This is a genomic window from Streptomyces deserti (assembly GCF_054782695.1).
This window is the reverse complement of sequence record NZ_BAAGRZ010000055.1, coordinates 1-19,892: the sequence shown is the minus strand read 5'-3', so window position 1 is coordinate 19,892 and position 19,892 is coordinate 1. Positions and strand designations below refer to the sequence as shown.

The window sequence follows — 19,892 nt, the reverse complement described above, 5'->3', positions numbered from 1 at the left end:
CCCCTACGGATCCTCCCCGTGTCAGCGTGATCATCCCCGCCCACAACTCCATGCCTGAGCTGACCAGGTGCGTGACGTCCGCCATGGAGCAGACGCTCGGGCTCGACAAGATCGAGATCATCGCAGTCGACGACGGCTCGACCGACGGCACCGGACCGAACTGGACAGGCTCGGGCGCACCTGCCCTGCCCTGCGCGCGCCGCGTCGTCACCGGCGAGGAGCACCAGGAGGACTACTACACGGCCGACCACTACGCCTCGTTCGACCGGGTCGACTACGACTGCTGACCGGGCGGTGACCGGGCGGTGACCGCCAGGACCGCGCGTCGGCCGGAAGTCCCTGCCGGGAGTCCCGGGAGTCCCTGCCGGGACTCCCGGGTGGGCTTCAGCGGGACTTCTGGCTCTCGGCGGCGGCGAACAGGGCGGCGCCCAGCACGAGCAGGGCGACGCTCGCGTAGATCTCATAGCCGTCGAGGAAGTCCAGCCGCTGCACGAACCCCCAGTCCCAGTCGGTGAACTCGTGCACCAGGCCCGCCACGCCCTGCACCAGGGCGACGAAGCCGAGAATCCAGCATCTGCTTCATGGCAAAGACCCTCGCCCCGCGGACCCCCCACGCACATCGGCCGCGGGGCGAGTCCCAGGTGGCGGAAGGTCGCGATCCGCCACGTCCGGGTACGCCGAAAGTCGTCGCCCTCGTGACTTTGGTCGGCGATCCCGTGCGCTCGGCGGCCGGTCCGGCCGAGGCTGCGTAGATTCGTCGACCGTGAGTGGTGACAACGCGGCGCAGGCCTCCCCGGTGTTCGCGGGGCCCAGGTGGTTCTTTCCGTCCGCCCTCATCCACGAACTCGACCCCGACCCGCAACGGTCCGGGCGTCGGCCCCGGCGCACCGCACGTGACTGGGCCGTCGACTTCTCCTGCTTCCTGCTCGCAGTCGTCGTTGGCATGCTGTCCGCGGACGGGCTCACCGACTACACCCACCTGCCACACGCGCTGGTCGTCGCCGACCAGTGGCTCGGCGCGTTCGCCTGTGCCGCAGTCTGGCTGCGCCGCCGCTGGCCGCTCGGGCTGGCCGCAGCCATGATCCCCGTCAGCCTCGTCTCGGACACCGCGGGCGGCGTGGTCCTGATCTCCCTGTTCACGCTCGCCGTGCACCGCCCCTTCCGGTACGTGGCCTGGGTGGCCGGTGCCCAACTGGCGCTGGTCCCGCTCTACTACTGGCTGCGGCCCGTCCCCGACCTGCCCTTCCTGGCGGGAGTCGCGCTCAGCGTGGTGCTCACCTTCGCGCTCGTCGGCTGGGGCATGTTCGTCCGGTCCAAGCGGCAGCTCATGCTGAGTCTGCGCGACCGCGCCCGGCGTGCCGAGACGGAGGCGCGGTTGCGGGCCGAACAGGCCCAGCGGCTCGCGCGTGAGGCCATCGCCCGTGAGATGCACGACGTCCTCGCCCACCGGCTGACCCTGCTGAGCGTGCACGCCGGCGCCCTGGAGTTCCGGCCCGACGCGCCCCGCGAGGAGATCGCGCGGGCCGCCGGTGTCATCCGTGAGAGCGCGCACGAGGCCCTGCAGGACCTGCGGGAGATCATCGGCGTGCTGCGGGCCGGCGAACCCGACGACACGGGCCGGCCGCAGCCGACGCTCGCCGCGCTGGACACGCTGGTCGCCGAGTCCCGTGAGGCCGGCATGAAGGTCTGCCTCGACAACCGCGTCACCGATCCCGCCGCCGTCCCCGCCTCCGTCGGCCGCACCGCCTACCGCATCACCCAGGAAGGCCTGACCAACGCCCGCAAGCACGCCCCCGGCACGGAGGTCACGGTGTCCGTCACCGTCGCCCCGGGCGACGGGCTCACCGTGTCCGTACGCAATCCGCCGCCCGAGGGGGAGGTGCCGCCCGTACCCGGCTCGGGCCAGGGCCTGATCGGCCTGACCGAACGGGCGACGCTGGCGGGCGGCACCCTGGAGCACGGGCCCACCGAGGACGGCGGGTTCGAGGTCCGGGCGTGGTTGCCGTGGGGGTGAGTGCCGCCGGTGGTGACGGTGTGGGGTGAGCACGGCCGTGGTGACGGGGTCATGTGCGTCAACCCGGCTCCGCCCCGATGCCGACCGGGTGACGACCCGTCACCGTGCCTCCCGGGAGCTCTGCACCCAGTAGCGTGAACAGCCGGTTCATGCGGCCCTTGTGGCGCGTGCGGCGAGCGCACGATCATGGGCGCCTGTCGCCTGGTAGGGGGATGTGACGTGCCCGCACCGGACTACGACCTGGAGGCCCTGCTGTGGGAGGTGCGTCAGGCGGAACGGGACGCCGGCGCGGCGGGCCGTGACCTGGCCCGGTTCAGCGACCTGGTCCTGGACCGGCTGGGCTGCTCCACCGGGGCCGAGGCGTTCGACCGGCTGTACGCGGACTGGCGGGAGCTGCCCCGCGGCACCACACCCTCGGGCCTGCGCGCCGGACAGATACTGAGCCTCCTGCCCCTGCTGCGGCTCGACCAGCCGGTGGCCGACCGGCAGCGCGAGGAGGAACTGTGGCGCGAGGCCACCGAGCACGGGCCCCCGGACGGGCGCTGGCAGGCCGAAGTCGTGGCCCGGAACCACAGTTTCGAGACACAGCACATCACGGACCCGGCGGAGATGGAGGCCGCGCTGCGCCGGATCGAGCGGACCCGCGACCTGGAGCCGCCGGGCAGTCCCGTACGCCGGCTGCTCGACGTCACCCACGCCCAACTGCGGGCCCAGCTGGCCCAGTTCGGCGGAGGCCACGACGAGTACGACGCAGCCGTGGAGGAACTCGCCCGCGCGATCGAGGCGGCACCGCTCGATGACGAGCAGGGCGCGGTCCTGGCCACACTGCTGGCCGTCTACCGGCTGCACCAGGCCATCCGCCGCGAGGACGAGGCGGCCCTGGCCGAACAGATCCAGGTGCTCGACACCGCCCTGGCCCGGTTCCCCGACGACCACATGGACCGACTGGAGTTCGAGTCGCACCTGGAGGCCGCCAGGAGCGCCCTGACGGTGCTGCGCGGCCGGCGCACGGGACGGTTCGACCCCGTCGCCTCCCCTGCGCCGACCGGTGTCCCGGTGCACGAGGTGCGCCGGGAGATCGCCGCACTGCCGCGCAACGTGCGGGCCCACCGACTGGGCGAAGCGGCGTCCAGCCACGCGACACGCGCCCTGGTCGCCGGGGACTACCCGGCACTCCTCGAAGCCACGGAGCTGTACGAGGACGCCCTGGACCTGCTCGAACCCGACGACGACCGGTGGATCCGCGCCACGGGCCGGCTCGGCGCGCTGCACTGCGCCGTGGCCGACCTGCAGATCGCGCCCCCCGAGCGGCGCGCCCAGCACCTCGACCAGGGCATCGCCTGGCTGAGACACACCTGGCGACTGACCGGCGGCCCCCACCATCCGCTGTGGGGCGGCACCGGCGTGACGCTGGCCCGGGCCTACCGCATCAGGGGCGACCTGCACACCGGCGACCCGCGGACCAGACGCCTCAACCACGACGAGGCCCGGCGCATCGGCATCGCGTCCGTACGGGCCGCCGCCTGGAGCGTCCTGCTCCAGACGGGTACGGCCCACGCGGCGCAGACCGCACGGATTGGCGGGCGAGCAGGCACTGGACGTCGCCCGCTGGTGCCTGGCCGACGGCGCCCACACCGACGCCGTACGGGCCCTCGAAGCGGGACGCGGACTCGTCCTGCACGCGGCGACCATGGCGGCCACCGTGCCCGACCTGCTCACCGCGCTCGGGCGGACCGACCTCGCGGACGAGTGGCGGGCCGCCGGGGCGATCGCTCCCGACCCCGGCGAGGAGGCGCTGCTGAGCGGCTGGACGACCGTCCCCGGGCCGACCAGCAGACTGCGCCGCCGCGTCCTGGAGGCGCTCGCCGCGTCCCCGCACCGGCGGCGGCTGCTGGACGCCCCCTCACCCGAGGAGATCGGGGCGGCGCTGCGCGCGATGGGCGCGACGGCGCTGGTCTACCTGGTGCCCGGCGAGGAGCAGGACCCCGGCCCGTTCGGCCGGCGCGACAGCCCCGGTGCCGCACTCGTCGTCACCTCCGACGGCACGGTGCGCACCCTCGCCCTGCCCCGGCTCTCCCGTGACGCGCCCCCGCTGGCGGCCTACCGCGCCACCGGCACCCCCGGCCGCGACGCCGGCGGACCACCCGTCGACACCACCGCACCCGAACCCGCACCCGGCCCCGGTACGAGCCGCGCCGTTCTGGAGCGGCTGTGCGACTGGGCCGGCGAGGCGGCGATGGAGCCGCTGCTGAAGCACCTTCCGCGCGGCTACGGCCGGGTCCCCTCCGTCGTCCTGGTGCCCATGGCGGAACTCGGTGCCGTGCCCTGGCACGCGGCCCGGCTGCCCGGACGGCGCGGCGGCCGCGTCTGCGAGCAGGCCGGCATCTCCTACCTGCCCTCCGCCCGCCTGCTGTGCGAGGTGGCCGCCCGGCCCGCCGCCGGAACGCGGCAGGCCCTCGTCGTCGGCAACCCGACCCGCGACCTGCACCACGCGGGCGAGGAGGCCGAGGCCGTGCACCGCGTCTTCCACCCGCACGGCGACCTCCTCGGCCCCGGCACCGCCACGCCCGCCGCCGTCACCGACTGGCTGCGTCGGCAGCGGGGCGGCCTGCTGCACCTGGCCTGCCACGGAGTGGTGCGCCAGGGCGAGCGGCACAGCGCCTATCTCGCCCTGTCCGGCGGGCAGTTGGCAGCCGAGGAGCTGACCGAGGGCGCGACCCGGTACCGGAGCCTGGAACTGGTGGTCCTCGCGGCCTGCCGCACCAACGTCTCCGGGCACGGCTACGACGAGGCGTACAGCCTGTCCACCGCGTTCCTCGTCGCGGGCGCCCGCTCCGTGATCGGCTCCCTGTGGCCGGTACCCGACGAGGCGACCTCGCTGCTGATGTACATGACCCACCACTTCATGAGCCGCGACGGCCTGCCGCCCGGAACAGCCCTGCGCAGCGCCCAGTTGTGGATGCTGAACGACCGCCGCGAGCCGCCGCCCGGCATGCCGGCCCACCTGCGGGCCCGCGTCCGGGACATCCGCGGCGACGACCTGACCGCGTGGGCGGGCTTCACCCACCTCGGCTGGTGACAGGCGCCTCGGTTGGTGAAGCGCCCCGGCCACGGAATCCGGGCCCGTTCACGGGATTTCCGTCCGTACGACCACCTGGGCCGTCCCCCAGCGGCCCACCCCGGGCGCCGGGCCGCCCGCGTCCCGGGCCGCCGACGCGGGGGTGAGCCGCAGCAGCCCGCCCCCGCCGGGCGCGGCGGCGCTCTCGCGCGCGTCGGAGGGGGCAGCGGGGGACCAGGCGGGCAGCCGGAACGGAGCGAGGTTCAGCTCGTTCTCGGCCACGATCACCTTCAGCCAGTCCCGGGTGAAGGCGCCCCGCACCAGCGCGCGGCCCGGCGGCAGCCGCAGCCACACAGGCTCCCCGCGCCGGGCGAGCCCGGCCTTCCCGTCGCCGATGAACTCACCCTCGTACAGGTGCGGCGACGACGCGTAACGGTCCGTCAGGTCCAGCAGCACCGCCCACAGCGGGCGTCCGGAGGCGTTGTGGATGCGGACCCTCACCTGCGGCTCCCGGCCGTCCGGGGTGTACGCGCAGATGATCTCACCGTCGGCCGCGTACCGCACGCTGCCCACCGATGTCTCCTCCACGGTGACGCGGACCAGCGACGACAGCAGCGGATCGGGGTTGGCCAGGTCCCGGATGTGGTGCCAGCGGGCGATGTGGGCCAGACAGTCGGCGACCCGTGCCGCGTGCGCGGGCGTGCGCAGCGGCAGACCGGGCACGGGATGCCCGGCGCCGCCCGACACCCGCGCCCGGCCGCCTGCGGCCTCGACCCGCAGCGGCAGCCCGTCCCCGCCGACGGCCAGCACGGGCACGCCCGCGACGGCCCGCGCGAGCAGCTGTACGGCGCCCGGATCCCCGGTGAGCGTCACGGCGGCCGGCGCGAACGCCAGCGCCGACGGTGTCACCGCATGCACCGACTCCTGGTCGGCAGACGTCGGTTGCCAGCCGACCGGCTCCACCAGGGCGGACTCCGCGCGCACCTCCCGGACGACCACCGTGCGCCCCGCGCCGGCGCCGAGGAGCGTGAACTCGGCGCCGGGGGCCCGCAGTCCGTGCACGGCACCGCAGGTGACCTCCCAGCCCCACGCCGTGTGCCGGAGCAGGAACGGCGAGGTCGGCACCGGGTCCCCGAAGAGGAAACGCCCGTCCTCCGGACCGCGCAGCTCGGGGTGCTGAAGGTGGAGGCTCAGGGCGCGCACCCGTTCCTCCACGCGCGCGTGCACCGCCCCGTACGTGGCCATGCCACCCAGTCGGTCCAGCGTGCCCAGCATCGCGTGGCTGAAGTGGCCGCGCACCCGGCCGTCGAGCAGGCTCTCGTGCGCGCGCTCCCGCGGCCGGCACGCGGCGAGCAGGACATGCCGGCGCGGCCCGGAACCCTGCCCGCCGCCGTCCCGGGAGTTCCCTCGGGCCGCCTCCGTGCGCCACCAGGGCTGCCAGGGCACCCCGCGCGCCGTCGCCCCGGGCACACCGGCGCCGTCCTCGCGGGTGGCGCCGCCCGAGTGGCAGCAGTCCAGGACCGCGACGACATGGGTGCCGCGCGCGGCGATCCCGTCGAGCAGCGCGCCGAGCTCGGTGTCCTGCAGCAACGGCTGCCCGCCCGGGCCGAGACTGTCCTGGCACACCAGCGCCTGGGACCAGCCCGTGGCCTCACGCGGATCGTCGGTGGGGGCCTCGCTGCCGTGCCCGCAGAACCACAGCAGCGCGTGTGTCCGGCCCGCCCCGCCCGAGATGCTCCTCGATGCCCGCCAGCACGGCGGCACGCGTGGCCCGGCCGTCGTGCAGCGCCCGGATCTCGGCCCTGAGACCGTCCTGCCGCCGCAGCCAGCCCTCCGCCTCCCGGACGTCGTTGACACAGCCGCGCAGCGGTCGGCCGGGGTAGTCGTCGATGCCCACGAACAGGGCGTACACGGTGCGCATGCGGGGATCTTGCCAGGCCCCCGGTGCGTGGGCAGGGCGTTCGCGGGGCGCACGCGCGCGGTCCCCATGTCCCTTCACCGCCTGACCAGTTGCCCTGATGGCCGCCGCTGCGGCAACTGTTGCGGGCCGGGCGGCCACGGACATCCGGCTGCACGTGGGCGCTGCTGCTGATGCAGTGCCCCTGGGGCCTGGTCCTGCCCCTGATGCCGGGATACGCGTTCGCGCGCTCGGCCCGCGTCCGGGCGCACCGGCTCTTCCCGCCGCACGGTCATCCCACTTCGGCGCCATGACGGCCGTTCCGCTGTTCGTCGTGACGGTCGCCCTCACCGGTGGCCTGGTGGGAGGCCGCCGCCTGCGCGCCAGTTGCGGCGTGGTGCTGCGGAGTCAGCGGCTCCGGCGGTCCCGGCGGCGTGCGGTTCGCGCAGGCCCGCGCAGTCGCCGCCGCGCCCGTGATTACGTAAGCCCATGACTGCGATCAGACTGCTCCTCGTCGACGACGATCCGCTGGTGCGGGCCGGACTGTCCTTCATGATGGGCGGCGCCGACGACATCGAGGTCGTCGGCGAGGCCGGTGACGGCGGAGAGGCCGAGGAACTCGTCGACCGCATGCGCCCGGACGTCGTCCTCATGGACATCCGGATGCCCGGTGTGGACGGGCTCACGGCCACGGAGCGGCTGCGCGCGCGCAAGGACGCACCGCAGGTCGTTGTGCTCACCACCTTCCACGCCGACGAACAGGTGCTGCGCGCCCTGCGCGCGGGCGCCGCCGGGTTCGTCCTCAAGGACACCCCGCCCGCCGAGATCGTCGACGCGGTGCGCCGGGTCGCGGCGGGGGATCCCGTCCTGTCGCCCACCGTCACCCGCCAGCTGATGCGGCACGCGGCCGGCACCGCCGGCGACACGCGCCGCACGCGCGCGCGTGGGCGCATCGCCGCCCTCAACGACCGCGAACGCGAGGTCGCCGTCGCGGTCGGCCGCGGCCTGTCCAACGCCGAGATCGCCACCGACCTCTTCATGAGCGTGGCCACCGTCAAGACCCACGTCTCCCGGATCCTGGCCAAGCTCGACCTGAACAACCGGGTGCAGATCGCGTTGCTGGCCTACGACGCGGGGTTGCTGGAGGAGGAGGACTGACCGCTGTGGCTGGGGGTGCCGGCCCCGGCCCACAACGTACCCGTAGGCGCTGCACAGCCCCCACCCAAGCCGCACAGGCCACCGCAGGCACCTCTCACATCAGCACCGGCGCCGCCCCACCCGGAATCTCCGCGAGCCATACCGGTCTGCGCTCCCGCCGGGACAACTCGCAGGCCTCGGCGATCCGCAGCGCCTGCAGGGCCTCCCGTCCGTCGCACGGATTGGGCCGCTCGCCCCGCACGACCTCCACGAACGCGTTCAGCTCCGCCTCGTACGCCGGCCCGAAACGCTCCAGGAAGCCCTTCCACGGCTTGTCCGCGGCCGGCGGCCCGGTCGGCTCGGTGGACGCGATCGGCGTACGGTCGTCCAGGCCGACGACGATCTGGTCGAGCTCCCCGGCCAGCTCCATGCGCACGTCGTACCCGGCCCCGTTCAGCCGCGTCGCGGTGACTGTGGCGAGCGTGCCGTCGTCCAGAGTCAGCAGCGCCGCGCCCGTGTCGACGTCACCCGCCTCGCGGAACATGGCGGGCCCGGCGTCGGACCCGGCGGCGTACACCTCCACTACCTCGCGGCCCGTCACCCAGCGCATGACATCGAAGTCGTGGATCAGCGCGTCGCGGTACAGCCCGCCGGACAGCGGCAGCCACTCCGCGGGCGGCGGCGCCTGGTCGCTCGTCAGCGCCCGCACGGTGTGCAGCCGGCCGAGCCGCCCGGACCGCACCGCCTCGCGGGCCCCCGTGTAACCCGTGTCGAAGCGGCGCTGGAACCCCATCTGCAGGACCGTCCCGGCCGTCTCCACCTCGCTGATCGCCTGCAACGTCCCCGCCAGATCCAGCGCGATGGGCTTCTCGCAGAACACCGGAAGCCCCGAGCGTGCTGCCCGACCGATCAGTTCGGCGTGGGCCGACGTCGCCGTCGTGATGACCACGGCGTCCACCCCCCACCGGAAGATCTCGTCCACCCCGGGTGCCGCCGTCTCGCCCAGCCGGTGCGCCAGCTCCTGGGCCCGGGAGACGTCCGCGTCCGTGAGGATCAGGGAGCCGACGTCGCGGTGCCGACTGAGTGTGTGGGCGTGAATGGTGCCGATGCGGCCCGTACCGATGACCCCGATGCGCATGGAATCAAACTGGGGACCGAGCCCGCCCCTGTCAATGCGTATGTCCGGACAATCGGACTACACAACTTCCCGTCAACAACGCACGGAGCTACGCTCGGCCCGTGCCGAAACCAGAAGTCGACCCGACCGTGCCGCTCGAGCTGAGCGTGGACCGCAGCTCTCCCGTGCCGTTGTACTTCCAGCTGGCCCAGCAGCTGGAGGCCGCGATCGAGCACGGCACGCTGACCCCCGGCAGCCTGCTGGGCAACGAGATCGAGCTCGCCGCCCGGCTCGGCCTGTCCCGGCCGACCGTCCGTCAGGCCATCCAGTCGCTCGTCGACAAGGGCCTGCTCGTGCGCCGCCGCGGCGTCGGCACGCAGGTCGTGCACAGCCAGGTCAAGCGCCCCCTGGAGCTCAGCAGCCTCTACGACGACCTCGAGGCGGCGGGACAGCGCCCGGCCACGAAGGTCCTGGTCAACACCGTCGTTCCGGCGTCCGCCGAGGTCGCGGCCGCGCTCGGCGTGGCCGAGGACAGCGAGGTGCACCGGGTGGAGCGGCTGCGGCTCGCGCACGGCGAGCCGATGGCGTACCTGTGCAACTACCTGCCGCCCGGCCTCATCGACCTGGACACCGCGCAGCTGGAGGCCACCGGCCTGTACCGGCTGATGCGGGCCGCGGGGATCACCCTGCACAGCGCCCGCCAGTCCATCGGCGCCCGTGCCGCCACCGCGGCGGAGGCCGAGCGGCTCGGCGAGGAGGCGGGCGCCCCGCTGCTGACCATGCAGCGGGTGACGTTCGACGACACCGGCCGCGCGGTGGAGTTCGGCACCCACACCTACCGGCCGTCCCGCTACTCCTTCGAGTTCCAGTTGCTCGTACGGTCCTGAACTCCCGCCCACCGGCCTGGAGTTCGCCGCGATGTCCGGTGGGGGACAGGTTCATGCCGTCGAAGCGGGGCGCGATGGTGGGCAGCCGCACCCGGGACGTGATCACGCTGGAGGAGCCGGCGAGGCGACGTGGCGGGCGGAGACGAGCTGGACGATCAACGCCATGAACTGCGACGTCTTCAGGGGCGCGGGGACTGCGCGAGCGACCGCAACGCACCCGCCCCGGCAATGATCCGCACGCCCCTCTGCTCCCCCTTACAGCACTCAGCGTCACGGTGAGGCAGAATCGGCGGCGATGAGCACCTACCGCGACTTCACCGCCCCCATCGGCTCCCGCCGTGCCCCCGTGCTCCGCACGGTGGGCACCAGGGAGCGCCGCTCCCATCTGACCGCACCCCGGGTGCCGACGGTGGGCATCGACATCGGCGGTACCAAGGTGATGGCCGGCGTCGTCGACGCCGACGGCAACATCCTGGAGAAGCTCCGCACGGAGACCCCGGACAAGTCCAAGAGCCCGAGGGTCGTCGAGGACACCATCGTCGAACTGGTCCTGGACCTGTCCGACCGGCACGACGTGCACGCCGTCGGCATCGGCGCGGCCGGCTGGGTCGACGCCGACCGCAACCGGGTGCTGTTCGCGCCCCACCTGTCCTGGCGCAACGAGCCGCTGCGCGACCGCCTCGCCAGCCGCCTGTCCGTCCCGGTGCTCGTGGACAACGACGCCAACACCGCCGCCTGGGCCGAGTGGCGCTTCGGCGCCGGCCGCGGCGAGGACCACCTCGTCATGATCACGCTCGGCACCGGCATCGGCGGCGCGATCCTGGAGGACGGCCAGGTCAAGCGGGGCAAGTACGGTGTCGCCGGCGAGTTCGGGCACATGCAGGTCGTGCCCGGCGGCCACCGCTGCCCGTGCGGCAACCGCGGCTGCTGGGAGCAGTACAGCTCCGGAAACGCCCTGGTCAGGGAGGCGAGGGAGCTCGCCGCCGCCGATTCGCCGGTGGCGTACGGGATCATCGAGCACGTCAAGGGCAACATCGGTGACATCACCGGACCGATGATCACCGAGCTGGCCCGCGAGGGCGACGCGATGTGCATCGAGCTGCTCCAGGACATCGGCCAGTGGCTCGGCGTCGGCATCGCCAACCTCGCGGCCGCCCTGGACCCGTCCTGCTTCGTGATCGGCGGCGGTGTCTCGGCCGCCGACGACCTGCTGATCGGCCCCGCGCGGGACGCGTTCCGCCGGCATCTGACCGGCCGCGGCTACCGCCCCGAGGCCCGTATCACCCGCGCCCAGCTCGGCCCCGAGGCCGGCATGGTCGGCGCCGCCGACCTCGCCCGGCTGGTCGCCCGGCGCTTCCGCCGCGCCAAGCGGCGCCGGGTGGAGCGCTACGAGCGCTACGAGCGGTACGCGCAGACCCGCCGCAGCACCCGGGAGTCGTTGTGACGGACGCTCCGCCGCTGCGGCCCGGTCCTTCGCAGACGCCGCGGCGACCGGCCGAGGACCGCCGCCACATGATCCGCCGCAGGGCGCTCACCCTGCTGATCATCGTGCTCCTCATCGGCATCCCGGCCGGCTACCTGGTGATCTCCGCGAACCAGAGCCGCGACAGCGGCAAGGACAAGGAGGCCAAGTACTCGGCGACCGGCCTGACCGAGGGCTGGCCGTCGAAGCTGCAGCGCCGCCTCTACCAGGTGCCCGTCCCGCACCCGGCCTGGCACGTGGCGTACTACGAGACCAACAACTGGAAGACCAGCCGGCTCTACGTCCAGTTCGAGACCAGCGCGGCGGGCTTGGACGCCTTCCTGGCGAGCGTGGGCGTGAACCGGCACGACCTGAAACCGGGCGACATCACCATCGGCACCCGCGACCAGCGGGTCAGCGGCTGGGAGTTCACGGAGCCGGGCCAGTGGTGGGGCCTGGTGCACCGGCAGAAGAACCCGGCCCCCACGCACGACATCGTCGTGAACCTGGCCAATCCGGCCTACCCGATGGTGTACGTCGTCTCCCGCACCGTGCCCTGACCGGCGCGGCAGACCCCGCCCGGGGCCGATTGTCAGACCCCGCCCGTAGAGTCGAAGACGTCTGATCCGACACACGGGCGGGAGGTGACAGGACGTATGAGCGGCACGGCCGTGATGGCCGAGCGGGCAGGGGAGGCCGCGGTCCCCGTGCGACTCGCGGCCGTCTTCCTGCCCGCGCCCCTCCCGCGCGAGGGGCGGATCGCCTTCTGGGACCCCGAGGGCGGCGAGCTGCCCGCCGAGGACACCGAGCTCACCGTCGTACGACGGCACGGCGCCGGCGTGCGGCGGCGGACCACCCCGGCGCTGTCGCTCCCGCTCGGCGAGGCACTGCCGCTGCTGGTGCGCGCCCGGCACGACCCCGCGGCCCACCCCGCCACCGCCTGCTGGGGCGCTGCCGCACTGCACGCGCTGCGGCTGACGGCCCGCGGCCGGCTGCTGCCCGGCCTGACGGCCACTGGCCACGACGCCTGGCGAGCCGGCCCCCTGGACCCGGACGACGTCGCCCACCTGCGCGCGGTCGCCGCCGCCCTCCCGTACGAGGGCCACGCCGTCCCGCTCCCCGGACCCGGACCGATCCGGCTGCCCGAACCCCAGGCGCTGATGCGCGCCTTCCTGGACGCAGTCGCCGACACCCTGCCCCGCACCCCTGCCGCGCCGTACACCTCGGGCAGGCCCTTCGCCGCGCACGAGGCCCAGCGCCTGCCCGACGCCCACGACTGGGCCGCCGAGGTCGCCGCCGGCATGGACGCGGGCGTGCGGATCTCGCTGCGCCTGGACCTGTCGGCGTACGACCTGTTCGACACCGACACGGACGGTCTGCGCAGCGCCGGAGCGGCGGTCGTCCAGGTGCACAGCCTCGCCGACCCGACCCTCGTCGTCGACGCGGCGGCCCTGTGGGCGGGGGAGGCGGACGACGCGTTCGGGCCACGCGCGCGCGTGGACGCCGCCCTCGCCGTGCGCCGCGCGGCCCGCGTCTGGCCGCCGCTGGACCGGCTCTCCGACCAGGACGTGCCCGACGTCCTGGCGCTGTCCGAGGAGGAGCTGAGCGACCTGCTCGGCGTCGCCGCCACCCGGCTCGCCGCGGCCGGGGTCGCCGTGCACTGGCCGAAGGACCTCGCCCAGGACCTGTCCGCGACGGCGGTGGTACGGCCCGCGCCCGGCTCGGCGACCGACGGCACCGGCTTCTTCGAGAGCGAGGACCTGCTGCAGTTCCGCTGGCAGCTGGCGCTCGGCGGCGCCCCGCTCACCGAGGCCGAGATGGACGCCCTCGCCGAGGCCCACCGCCCGGTCGTCCGGCTGCGCGACCAGTGGGTGCTGGTCGACCCGGCCCTCGTCCGCAAGGCCCGCAAGCGGGACCTGGGCCTCCTCGACCCCGTCGACGCGCTGTCCGTCGCCCTCACCGGCACCGCCGAGGTCGACGGCGAGACGGTCGAGGCGGTCCCGGCCGGCGCACTGGCCGACCTGCGCGACCGCCTGACCGCCGGAGTACGCCCCGCCGAACCCCCACCGGGCCTGCACGCCACCCTCCGCGACTACCAGCTGCGCGGCCTGGCCTGGCTCGACCTCATGACCTCCCTCGGCCTCGGCGGCTGCCTCGCCGACGACATGGGCCTCGGCAAGACGATCACCGTCATCGCCCTGCACCTGAAGCGGGCCCGCCGCGAACCGACCCTGGTGGTCTGCCCGGCCTCGCTGCTCGGCAACTGGCAGCGGGAGATCACCCGGTTCGCGCCCGGCGTCCCCGTCCGCCGCTTCCACGGCCCCGAGCGCACCCTGGACGACCTGGCCGGCGGCTTCGTCCTCACCACGTACGGCACCATGCGCTCGGCCGCGCCGACCCTGGCCCAGCAGACATGGGGCATGGTCGTCGCCGACGAGGCGCAGCACGTGAAGAACCCCTACTCGGCCACGGCGAAGGCGCTGCGCACGATCCCGTCCCCCGCACGCGTGGCCCTGACCGGCACACCGGTCGAGAACAACCTCTCCGAACTCTGGGCGCTGCTCGACTGGACGACCCCGGGACTCCTCGGCCCTCTGAAGTCGTTCCGCGCCCGGCACGCGCGCGCGGTGGAGAACGGCGAGGACGAGGAAGCGGTGCAGCGCCTGGCCCGCCTCGTCCGCCCCTTCCTCCTGCGCCGCAAGAAGTCCGACCCTGGCATCGTGCCCGAGCTGCCGCCCAAGACGGAGACCGACCACCCGGTCCCGCTCACCCGCGAACAGGCCGCGCTGTACGAGGCGGTGGTGCGCGAGTCGATGCTCGCCATCGAGACCGCGCAGGGCATGGCCCGACGCGGCCTGGTGCTGAAGCTCCTGACCTCGCTGAAGCAGATCTGCAACCACCCGGCGCTGTACCTGAAGGAGGAGCACACGCAGGCCGCCGGCGACCGGCTGGCCGCCCGCTCCGGCAAACTCGCCCTGCTGGACGAGCTGTTGGACACCCTGCTGGCCGAGGACGGATCGGCCCTCGTCTTCACGCAGTACGTCGGCATGGCCCGCCTGATCACCTCCCACCTGGCCGCCCGTGCGGTCCCGACGGACCTGCTGCACGGCGGCACACCGGTCCCTGAACGCGAACGCATGGTGGACCGCTTCCAGAGCGGAGCCACCCCGGTCCTGGTGCTGTCCCTCAAGGCGGCCGGCACCGGCCTGAACCTCACCCGCGCGGGGCATGTCGTCCACTTCGACCGCTGGTGGAACCCGGCCGTCGAGGAGCAGGCCACCGACCGCGCCTACCGCATCGGACAGACCCAGCCGGTTCAGGTCCACCGCCTCATCACCGAGGGCACGGTCGAGGACCGCATCGCCGAGATGCTGGAGTCCAAGCGAGCCCTCGCCGACGCCGTCCTCGGCTCCGGCGAGTCGGCCCTCACCGAGCTGACGGACCGTGAGCTGTCCGACCTCGTGTCCCTGCGGAGGGCGTCATGACCCCCCGCCCCGCCGACGAGCCGAACCGCCCCGCCGACGTGGCCCGCCGCGCCCTGCGGGCGGCACGGGAGCGGGCGAGCCGGGAGGCCGCCACGACCGACGTCCACCGGCCGGCTCCCCAGCCCGCCGAGCCGGACACGAACCCGACGGCACCCGAGCAGCCCGCCGCGCAGGCATCCCGCCCGGCCGACGTGGCGCGCGAGGCGCTGCGGAGGGCGTTCGCGGCGCGGCACGGGGCGGGGGAGGGCGGTTCCGGGGACGTTCCCGGCGGCCCCCCGGAGGATCCGGCCGGGGACATCTCGGCCGTTGCCCCTGGTGGGGCGGCAGATCCCCCTGACTTGGCAGGCTCCTCCGGCGCGGCAGATTCCTCCGGCGTGGCAGGCTCCTCCGGCACGGCAGGTCTCCCCGATGGGGGAGAACTCGCCGATGCGGTAGGTCTTCCCGACGCGGGAGAGCTCCCCAACGGTGCGGAACGCCCCGATGGGGCAGAGCTCCTCGACATGGCGGAACACCCCGACGCGGCGGAACGCCCCGACATGGCAAATCTCCCCGACGCGGCGGAACGCCCCGATGGGGCTGACCTCCCTGACGTGGCACCACTCCCTGATAGGGCAGACCTTCCCGACCCGGCAGAACTTCCCGATCTCCAGGAGCACGGCACAGCGCCCGCGCACGGCCCTCACCCGGCCCCCTCAGCTCCCCGCCCGGCGGACGTCGCACGTGAGGCGTTGCGCGCGGCCCGGCGGGAGCGGGAGCGGGCGGACGGCACCGCGTCGGAGGCCGACAGCAGGCGTCGGGCCCGCCCGGACGCCTCGGCGGAAGACGCCGGTGGCGAGGGCCGGGCGAGGCGTTCCGCCCCTGCCGCTTCCCCTTCCCGGCGCGGCTCCCGGGACCGCGCCGCCGGTGTGCGGGCGCGTGAGGTCAGGGAGTTGCTGGCCGACGCCTTCGGGATGCCCACGGAGGCGGAGGAGCCCGACCACAACAAGACGGGCCGGCAGCAGAGTTCGGCCTCCCGGACTTCCGAGGTGGGTCCCCCTCCCGCGGCCCCCCAGGTCCCCCGCTCCATGGCCGCCCCCGGCCGCGACAACGAACTCCGCCGTACCTTCCCGGCCTTCCCGCCCCGCCCGTCGGACGGCAGGGGCTTCGCCGAGACGTGGTGGGGAAACGCGTGGGTCACCGCGCTGGAAGAGGGCGCCCTGGACCCCAAGCGGCTGGCCCGAGGCCGCGGATACGCCGAGCAGGGAAACGTCGACGCCATCACCGTGACGCCGGGGCTCGTCCTCGCATACGTGCAGGGCAGCCGCCCCCGGCCGTACCGCGTGCAGGTGCGGCTGCGTACGCTGGACGACGCCGACTGGGAGCGGTTCCTGGACGCGGCCGCCGACCGGCCCGGGCACATCGCCGCCCTCCTCGACAAGGAGATGCCGCAGTCCCTCGCGGAGTGCGGAGTCCCCCTGCTGCCCGGACCCGGCGATCTCGCCCCGCGCTGCAGCTGTCCCGACTCCGGTCACCCCTGCAAGCACGCCGCCGCCCTGTGCTACCAGACCGCCCGCCTCCTCGACGCCGACCCCTTCGTCCTGCTCCTGCTGCGCGGCCGTGGCGAGCGCGAACTGCTCGACGCCCTGTCCCGCCGCAGCGCCGCCCGCGCGGCCCGCGCCGCGCAGGACAAAGACCCCGCACCGCTCCCCGGCGTCCGGGCCACCGACGCCCTCGCCCCGCGCGCGCTCCCGCCTCTCCCGGCGCCGTCGCCGGTGCCGCCACACCCCGAGCAGCCCCCGGCATACCCGGCGGCCCCCGGTGGCCCGGACCCCTTCGCGCTGGACCAACTGGCCACGGACGCCGCCGCCCGCGCCCACGCCCTGCTCACCACCGGCCGCGACCCGGTCGGGCAGCTCACCCTGTGGCAGGACGCGGTCCGCCTGGCCGCGGCCCGCCCCGGTTCCGGGCTCACCGCCGGCACCCGCGCGCTGTACGCCTCCCTCGCCTCCGCCGCCGGCCGCACCCCGGCCGAGCTGGCGCGCGCGGTCGCCGCCTGGCGCCAGGGCGGACTGGAGGGCCTCACCGTCCTGGAGGAACCCTGGGACCCGCCGGCCGGAAGGTCGACCGCGCCCGCCCCCTCCTCCTCGCCGCCGACCTCCCCGCCTTCCGCCCTTGGCGCAACCGCCTCACCCACCCCCGGGGCCACCTCCAGCTGCGCCTCGGCCGCGACGGCCTGTGGTACGCGTACGAGTCCGAGCCGGGCCGCGACGACTGGTGGCCCCGCGGCACCCCCGACCTCGACCCGGTCGGCGCCCTGACGGGCCTTGGCATACCCAGCGACCTCTGAGCCCTCGCCGACCGTCGACCCGTCCACCCCTGAACACGGCCCCTCGCTCGGCACCACCTGGCACAGGTTGCAACGACGGTCAGGGGCGTCCAGCCGGTACAAGGCGGGCGGCAGAACGTGAAACACACCTGAGGAGACGCGATCCCGGCGTATTAACCCAACGGGTCGTCCCGTATGGTTAATCGCATGACGCTTTCCAGCGCCCCGCGTGGGCGTCCCCGAGACAGCCGGGCCCATCAGGCGATCTTGACCGCCACGGCCGAGCTGGTGACCGAACTCGGCTACGCCGCCACCTCCATCGGTGCGGTGGCGGCTCGGGCCGGCGTGGGCAAGGACACCATCTACCGCCGTTGGTCGGGCAAGGCCGAGTTGGTGTACGAGGCGGTCTTCACCCAGACCGAGGCGGCTCCAGCACCGGATACCGGCAGCCTGACCGGCGATCTCACCGCCCTGCTGGAGGCGCTGATCCAGGAGTTCTCCACCCCGGCCGCGACCGCTGCCCTGCCGGGCCTGCTGGCCGACTTCGCCGCCAGCCCGGAGTTGCAGGTCCGCATTCGCTCCGAATTCCTGGCCCCGGCCAAGGACGGCCTGGTGCCGGTGTTCGAGCGAGCCGTCCAGCGCGGGGAGGTCGACCCCGGCCTGCCGGTCGACCTGGTGTTGGACACGCTGGCCGGCGCTGTCTTCTTCCACGTCGGCCTGGTGGGCGAGCAGCCCGGCCCACGGCTGGCCACGCAACTAGCGGCCATCGTCGGCCGCGGAATCGAGACCCGATGAACGCCTGGTTCCTCGCCGCCGGCATAACGGCCGGCGCGGTCGCAGCCATCCATGCCGTGGCGGGCGGTCGGGATGTCGTCCGGCCACTGCTGGCCGGCAACCTCCCCGATGAGCCCCGCCGTGTCCTGCACGCGGTCTGGCACATGGTCACGGCCGACCTGATCCTGGCCGCCGCTGCCCTGATCTGGCTGGCCCTGGGCAACCGCTCCGGTGGTGACACCATCGCCTGGCTCCTGGCCGCCCACTTCGTGGCCTACTCCGGCGTGTTCCTCATCGTGTCCCTGGCGGCCAGCTGGTCGAAGCCGCTGCTGCGCCTGCCGCAATGGATGCTGCTGTTGCCGGTGGCGCTGCTGGCGGCGGCTGGCGCAGCGTGAACTTGCAGGAACAGACCGGAGAGTGTGACAAGCGCGCCCACCGTCGTACACCGGCTGGCCCTCTGCTAGCGGCGGTGGGTGGACGGCGCACCGGCACGGCCGTGACGAAATACTGGGGACGGCCGCCTGATGCCGCTTCCAACAGCACCTTCACCGGGCAGGGTTCGACGGGAGGCCGGGGGCTGGCGGCTTGACGCAGCGCGATTGGTGACCGCGGAGGGTCACGCCGGAAATAGTGCCTGGGCTCTATGCGGCACGGCGCCAAGAAAGCTCCTGAGCGGTCCTCTGTCGCTTTCAAGGAGCCAAGGCAGGTACGCAGGCCAGTACGCCGCGGCGGCGGTCGAGGGAGTGAGCCTTCGAGCGCGACGTGCTCTTCTGATCGGGTCCGTCCGCATCCAGGCCACGCCCCGACAGAAGTAGCTGGACGTCGGGCGCGCGCTCTCGGTGCTACTTCCTCCGGCTGGCCTCGATCGTGAACGCGACTGTCAAGCAGGCCGCAGCCGCGGCCATCGAGCCGAAGAAAATCCCGTCGAAGAGCAAGCTGTTCGCGCCCTCGACCGTGCCATCCTCGCGCGTGCAGGACTTCTCGAAGGGGAAACTGGCTGTGTGTAGTTCTCCACAGCGATTTTGCAGGTCCTCGTTGAGCACGCTCGCCTTGACCCAGGACAGCGCCCATAGGAAGAGGAAGATCCCGGCGAAGGCACACACGGCGCCCCACAGCCGGTTCAGTTGGGCCTCCCGTGCGCTCGTTCTCGTCACGCGGCGAAGCGTACCGCCACCGCCCATCCAGAATGACTCGCTCAATCAGCGCCGACAACGAAGGCCGTGATGGCAGCCCTGTGCGTGCCCCGCACAGGGCGGCCCGGTCTGCGTGGCGCCGGCCCGATCCTCCTTCAGCCGAGGGTCCACCGCTGGTTCGATCCGCCGTCGCAGTCCCAGATGACGACCCGTGTGCCGGCAGAGGTACCGGAGCCCTCGGCATCCGGGCATTTGCTGCCCTACACACGCAGTTCTCCTGCGTCGGTGCGTGCCCACTTCTGGTTGGCGCTGCCCGAGCAGTCCCGGGCGCCTTCGGCGTCCCACCGGGCGGTGTAGCCGGGCAGGGCCGACCGCCGTGGCGCGGGCATGGCAATGCCCGCCCGCGATGGCCGATCCGCCGGTACCTGTCGGTGCGGCGGCTCGTACCCCTGGGGGCAGAGGGCTACGAGCCGCCGCACCAGGTCGCCCACGTCCCGCCGCTGAGGCCAGCGGCGCGAAGAACCAGCGCGGGCGCCGGGTTCAGGGTGTGTAGACGGTGGGACGGGGTGGGGTGGGCATGGCGTTGCCGATGAAGAAGCTGGGGTGTGGTGGTTGGTTGTAGG

The 19,892-nt window shown here is 73.9% G+C and carries 16 protein-coding genes and 3 pseudogenes; 12 read left to right on the top strand and 7 right to left on the bottom strand.

Annotation, left to right across the window (positions count from 1 at the left end; genetic code table 11):
- Positions 1 to 287 (top strand): glycosyltransferase family 2 protein (locus ACYVMZ_RS38195; RefSeq protein WP_461087735.1); only part of this gene is annotated, 287 nt, incomplete at its 5' end.
- A 97-nt stretch (positions 288 to 384) separates the two neighbouring features.
- Here the strand turns inward: ACYVMZ_RS38195 and ACYVMZ_RS38190 are convergent.
- Positions 385 to 583, bottom strand: a pseudogene (locus ACYVMZ_RS38190) (hypothetical protein).
- 180 nt (positions 584 to 763) lie between these two features.
- Here ACYVMZ_RS38190 and ACYVMZ_RS38185 point away from each other — a divergent pair.
- The 3 genes from ACYVMZ_RS38185 to ACYVMZ_RS38175 all read left to right on the top strand — a co-directional run bounded on the left by ACYVMZ_RS38185 (position 764) and on the right by ACYVMZ_RS38175 (position 5,093).
- The gene (locus tag ACYVMZ_RS38185) at positions 764 to 2,014 is read left to right on the top strand and encodes a sensor histidine kinase (RefSeq protein ID WP_461087733.1); all 1,251 of its coding nucleotides are present in this window, start codon (positions 764 to 766) and stop codon (positions 2,012 to 2,014) included.
- A 219-nt stretch (positions 2,015 to 2,233) separates the two neighbouring features.
- A complete protein-coding gene (locus tag ACYVMZ_RS38180) occupies positions 2,234 to 4,096 on the top strand; it encodes a hypothetical protein (RefSeq protein ID WP_461087731.1) in 1,863 nt (620 codons plus the stop codon).
- Positions 4,097 to 4,250: 154 nt separating this feature from the next.
- Positions 4,251 to 5,093 (top strand): CHAT domain-containing protein, encoded by an 843-nt coding sequence (locus tag ACYVMZ_RS38175; RefSeq protein WP_461087739.1) that lies wholly within the window; start codon positions 4,251 to 4,253, stop codon positions 5,091 to 5,093.
- A gap of 48 nt (positions 5,094 to 5,141) precedes the next feature.
- Here ACYVMZ_RS38175 and ACYVMZ_RS38170 read toward each other — a convergent pair whose 3' ends face one another.
- Together ACYVMZ_RS38170 and ACYVMZ_RS38165 are read right to left on the bottom strand one after the other, a co-directional pair.
- A complete protein-coding gene (locus ACYVMZ_RS38170; RefSeq protein ID WP_461087729.1) occupies positions 5,142 to 6,836 on the bottom strand; it encodes a caspase family protein in 1,695 nt (564 codons plus the stop codon).
- Complete coding sequence (locus ACYVMZ_RS38165) at positions 6,724 to 6,993, bottom strand: hypothetical protein (protein WP_461087727.1); 270 nt, start codon at positions 6,991 to 6,993, stop codon at positions 6,724 to 6,726. Before ACYVMZ_RS38165 ends, ACYVMZ_RS38170 begins: the two co-directional genes overlap by 113 nt.
- Positions 6,994 to 7,458: 465 nt before the next feature.
- Between ACYVMZ_RS38165 and ACYVMZ_RS38160 the strand changes: the two genes are divergently transcribed.
- Positions 7,459 to 8,127, top strand: coding sequence for a response regulator (locus tag ACYVMZ_RS38160; protein WP_461087725.1), 669 nt, complete (start codon positions 7,459 to 7,461; stop codon positions 8,125 to 8,127).
- A 94-nt stretch (positions 8,128 to 8,221) separates the two neighbouring features.
- Here the strand turns inward: ACYVMZ_RS38160 and ACYVMZ_RS38155 are convergent, their stop codons facing one another.
- Positions 8,222 to 9,244, bottom strand: a complete 1,023-nt coding sequence (locus ACYVMZ_RS38155) for a Gfo/Idh/MocA family protein (RefSeq protein ID WP_461087723.1) — start codon at positions 9,242 to 9,244, stop codon at positions 8,222 to 8,224.
- A gap of 128 nt (positions 9,245 to 9,372) precedes the next feature.
- Between ACYVMZ_RS38155 and ACYVMZ_RS38150 the strand changes: the two genes are divergently transcribed.
- The 7 genes and pseudogenes from ACYVMZ_RS38150 (at position 9,373) to ACYVMZ_RS38120 (ending at position 18,531) form a co-directional block, all read left to right on the top strand.
- Positions 9,373 to 10,110, top strand: a complete 738-nt coding sequence (locus tag ACYVMZ_RS38150; RefSeq protein ID WP_461087737.1) for a GntR family transcriptional regulator — start codon at positions 9,373 to 9,375, stop codon at positions 10,108 to 10,110.
- Positions 10,111 to 10,405: 295 nt separating this feature from the next.
- Entirely contained in the window at positions 10,406 to 11,554 is a 1,149-nt protein-coding gene (locus tag ACYVMZ_RS38145) for an ROK family glucokinase (protein ID WP_461087721.1), read from the top strand.
- Between the two features lie 68 nt (positions 11,555 to 11,622).
- Positions 11,623 to 12,132 (top strand): sugar kinase, encoded by a 510-nt coding sequence (locus tag ACYVMZ_RS38140; RefSeq protein ID WP_461087718.1) that lies wholly within the window; start codon positions 11,623 to 11,625, stop codon positions 12,130 to 12,132.
- Positions 12,133 to 12,228: 96 nt separating this feature from the next.
- Positions 12,229 to 15,057, top strand: a complete 2,829-nt coding sequence (locus ACYVMZ_RS38135; protein WP_461087716.1) for a DEAD/DEAH box helicase — start codon at positions 12,229 to 12,231, stop codon at positions 15,055 to 15,057.
- Positions 15,058 to 15,593: 536 nt separating this feature from the next.
- Positions 15,594 to 17,383: pseudogene (locus ACYVMZ_RS38130) on the top strand (SWIM zinc finger family protein).
- A 186-nt stretch (positions 17,384 to 17,569) separates the two neighbouring features.
- Positions 17,570 to 18,157 (top strand): TetR/AcrR family transcriptional regulator, encoded by a 588-nt coding sequence (locus ACYVMZ_RS38125; RefSeq protein WP_461087714.1) that lies wholly within the window; start codon positions 17,570 to 17,572, stop codon positions 18,155 to 18,157.
- A complete protein-coding gene (locus ACYVMZ_RS38120) occupies positions 18,154 to 18,531 on the top strand; it encodes a hypothetical protein (RefSeq protein ID WP_461087712.1) in 378 nt (125 codons plus the stop codon). The genes ACYVMZ_RS38125 and ACYVMZ_RS38120 overlap by 4 nt, the downstream gene beginning before the upstream one ends.
- 447 nt (positions 18,532 to 18,978) lie before the next feature.
- Here the strand turns inward: ACYVMZ_RS38120 and ACYVMZ_RS38115 are convergent, their stop codons facing one another.
- From ACYVMZ_RS38115 to ACYVMZ_RS38105, 3 genes and pseudogenes are all read right to left on the bottom strand, one after another.
- The gene (locus ACYVMZ_RS38115) at positions 18,979 to 19,290 is read right to left on the bottom strand and encodes a hypothetical protein (RefSeq protein ID WP_461087710.1); all 312 of its coding nucleotides are present in this window, start codon (positions 19,288 to 19,290) and stop codon (positions 18,979 to 18,981) included.
- A gap of 134 nt (positions 19,291 to 19,424) precedes the next feature.
- Positions 19,425 to 19,511, bottom strand: a pseudogene (locus ACYVMZ_RS38110) (RICIN domain-containing protein); the annotation flags it as partial.
- An 18-nt stretch (positions 19,512 to 19,529) separates the two neighbouring features.
- Complete coding sequence (locus tag ACYVMZ_RS38105) at positions 19,530 to 19,658, bottom strand: hypothetical protein (RefSeq protein WP_461087708.1); 129 nt, start codon at positions 19,656 to 19,658, stop codon at positions 19,530 to 19,532.
- Positions 19,659 to 19,892: the final 234 nt, after the last annotated feature.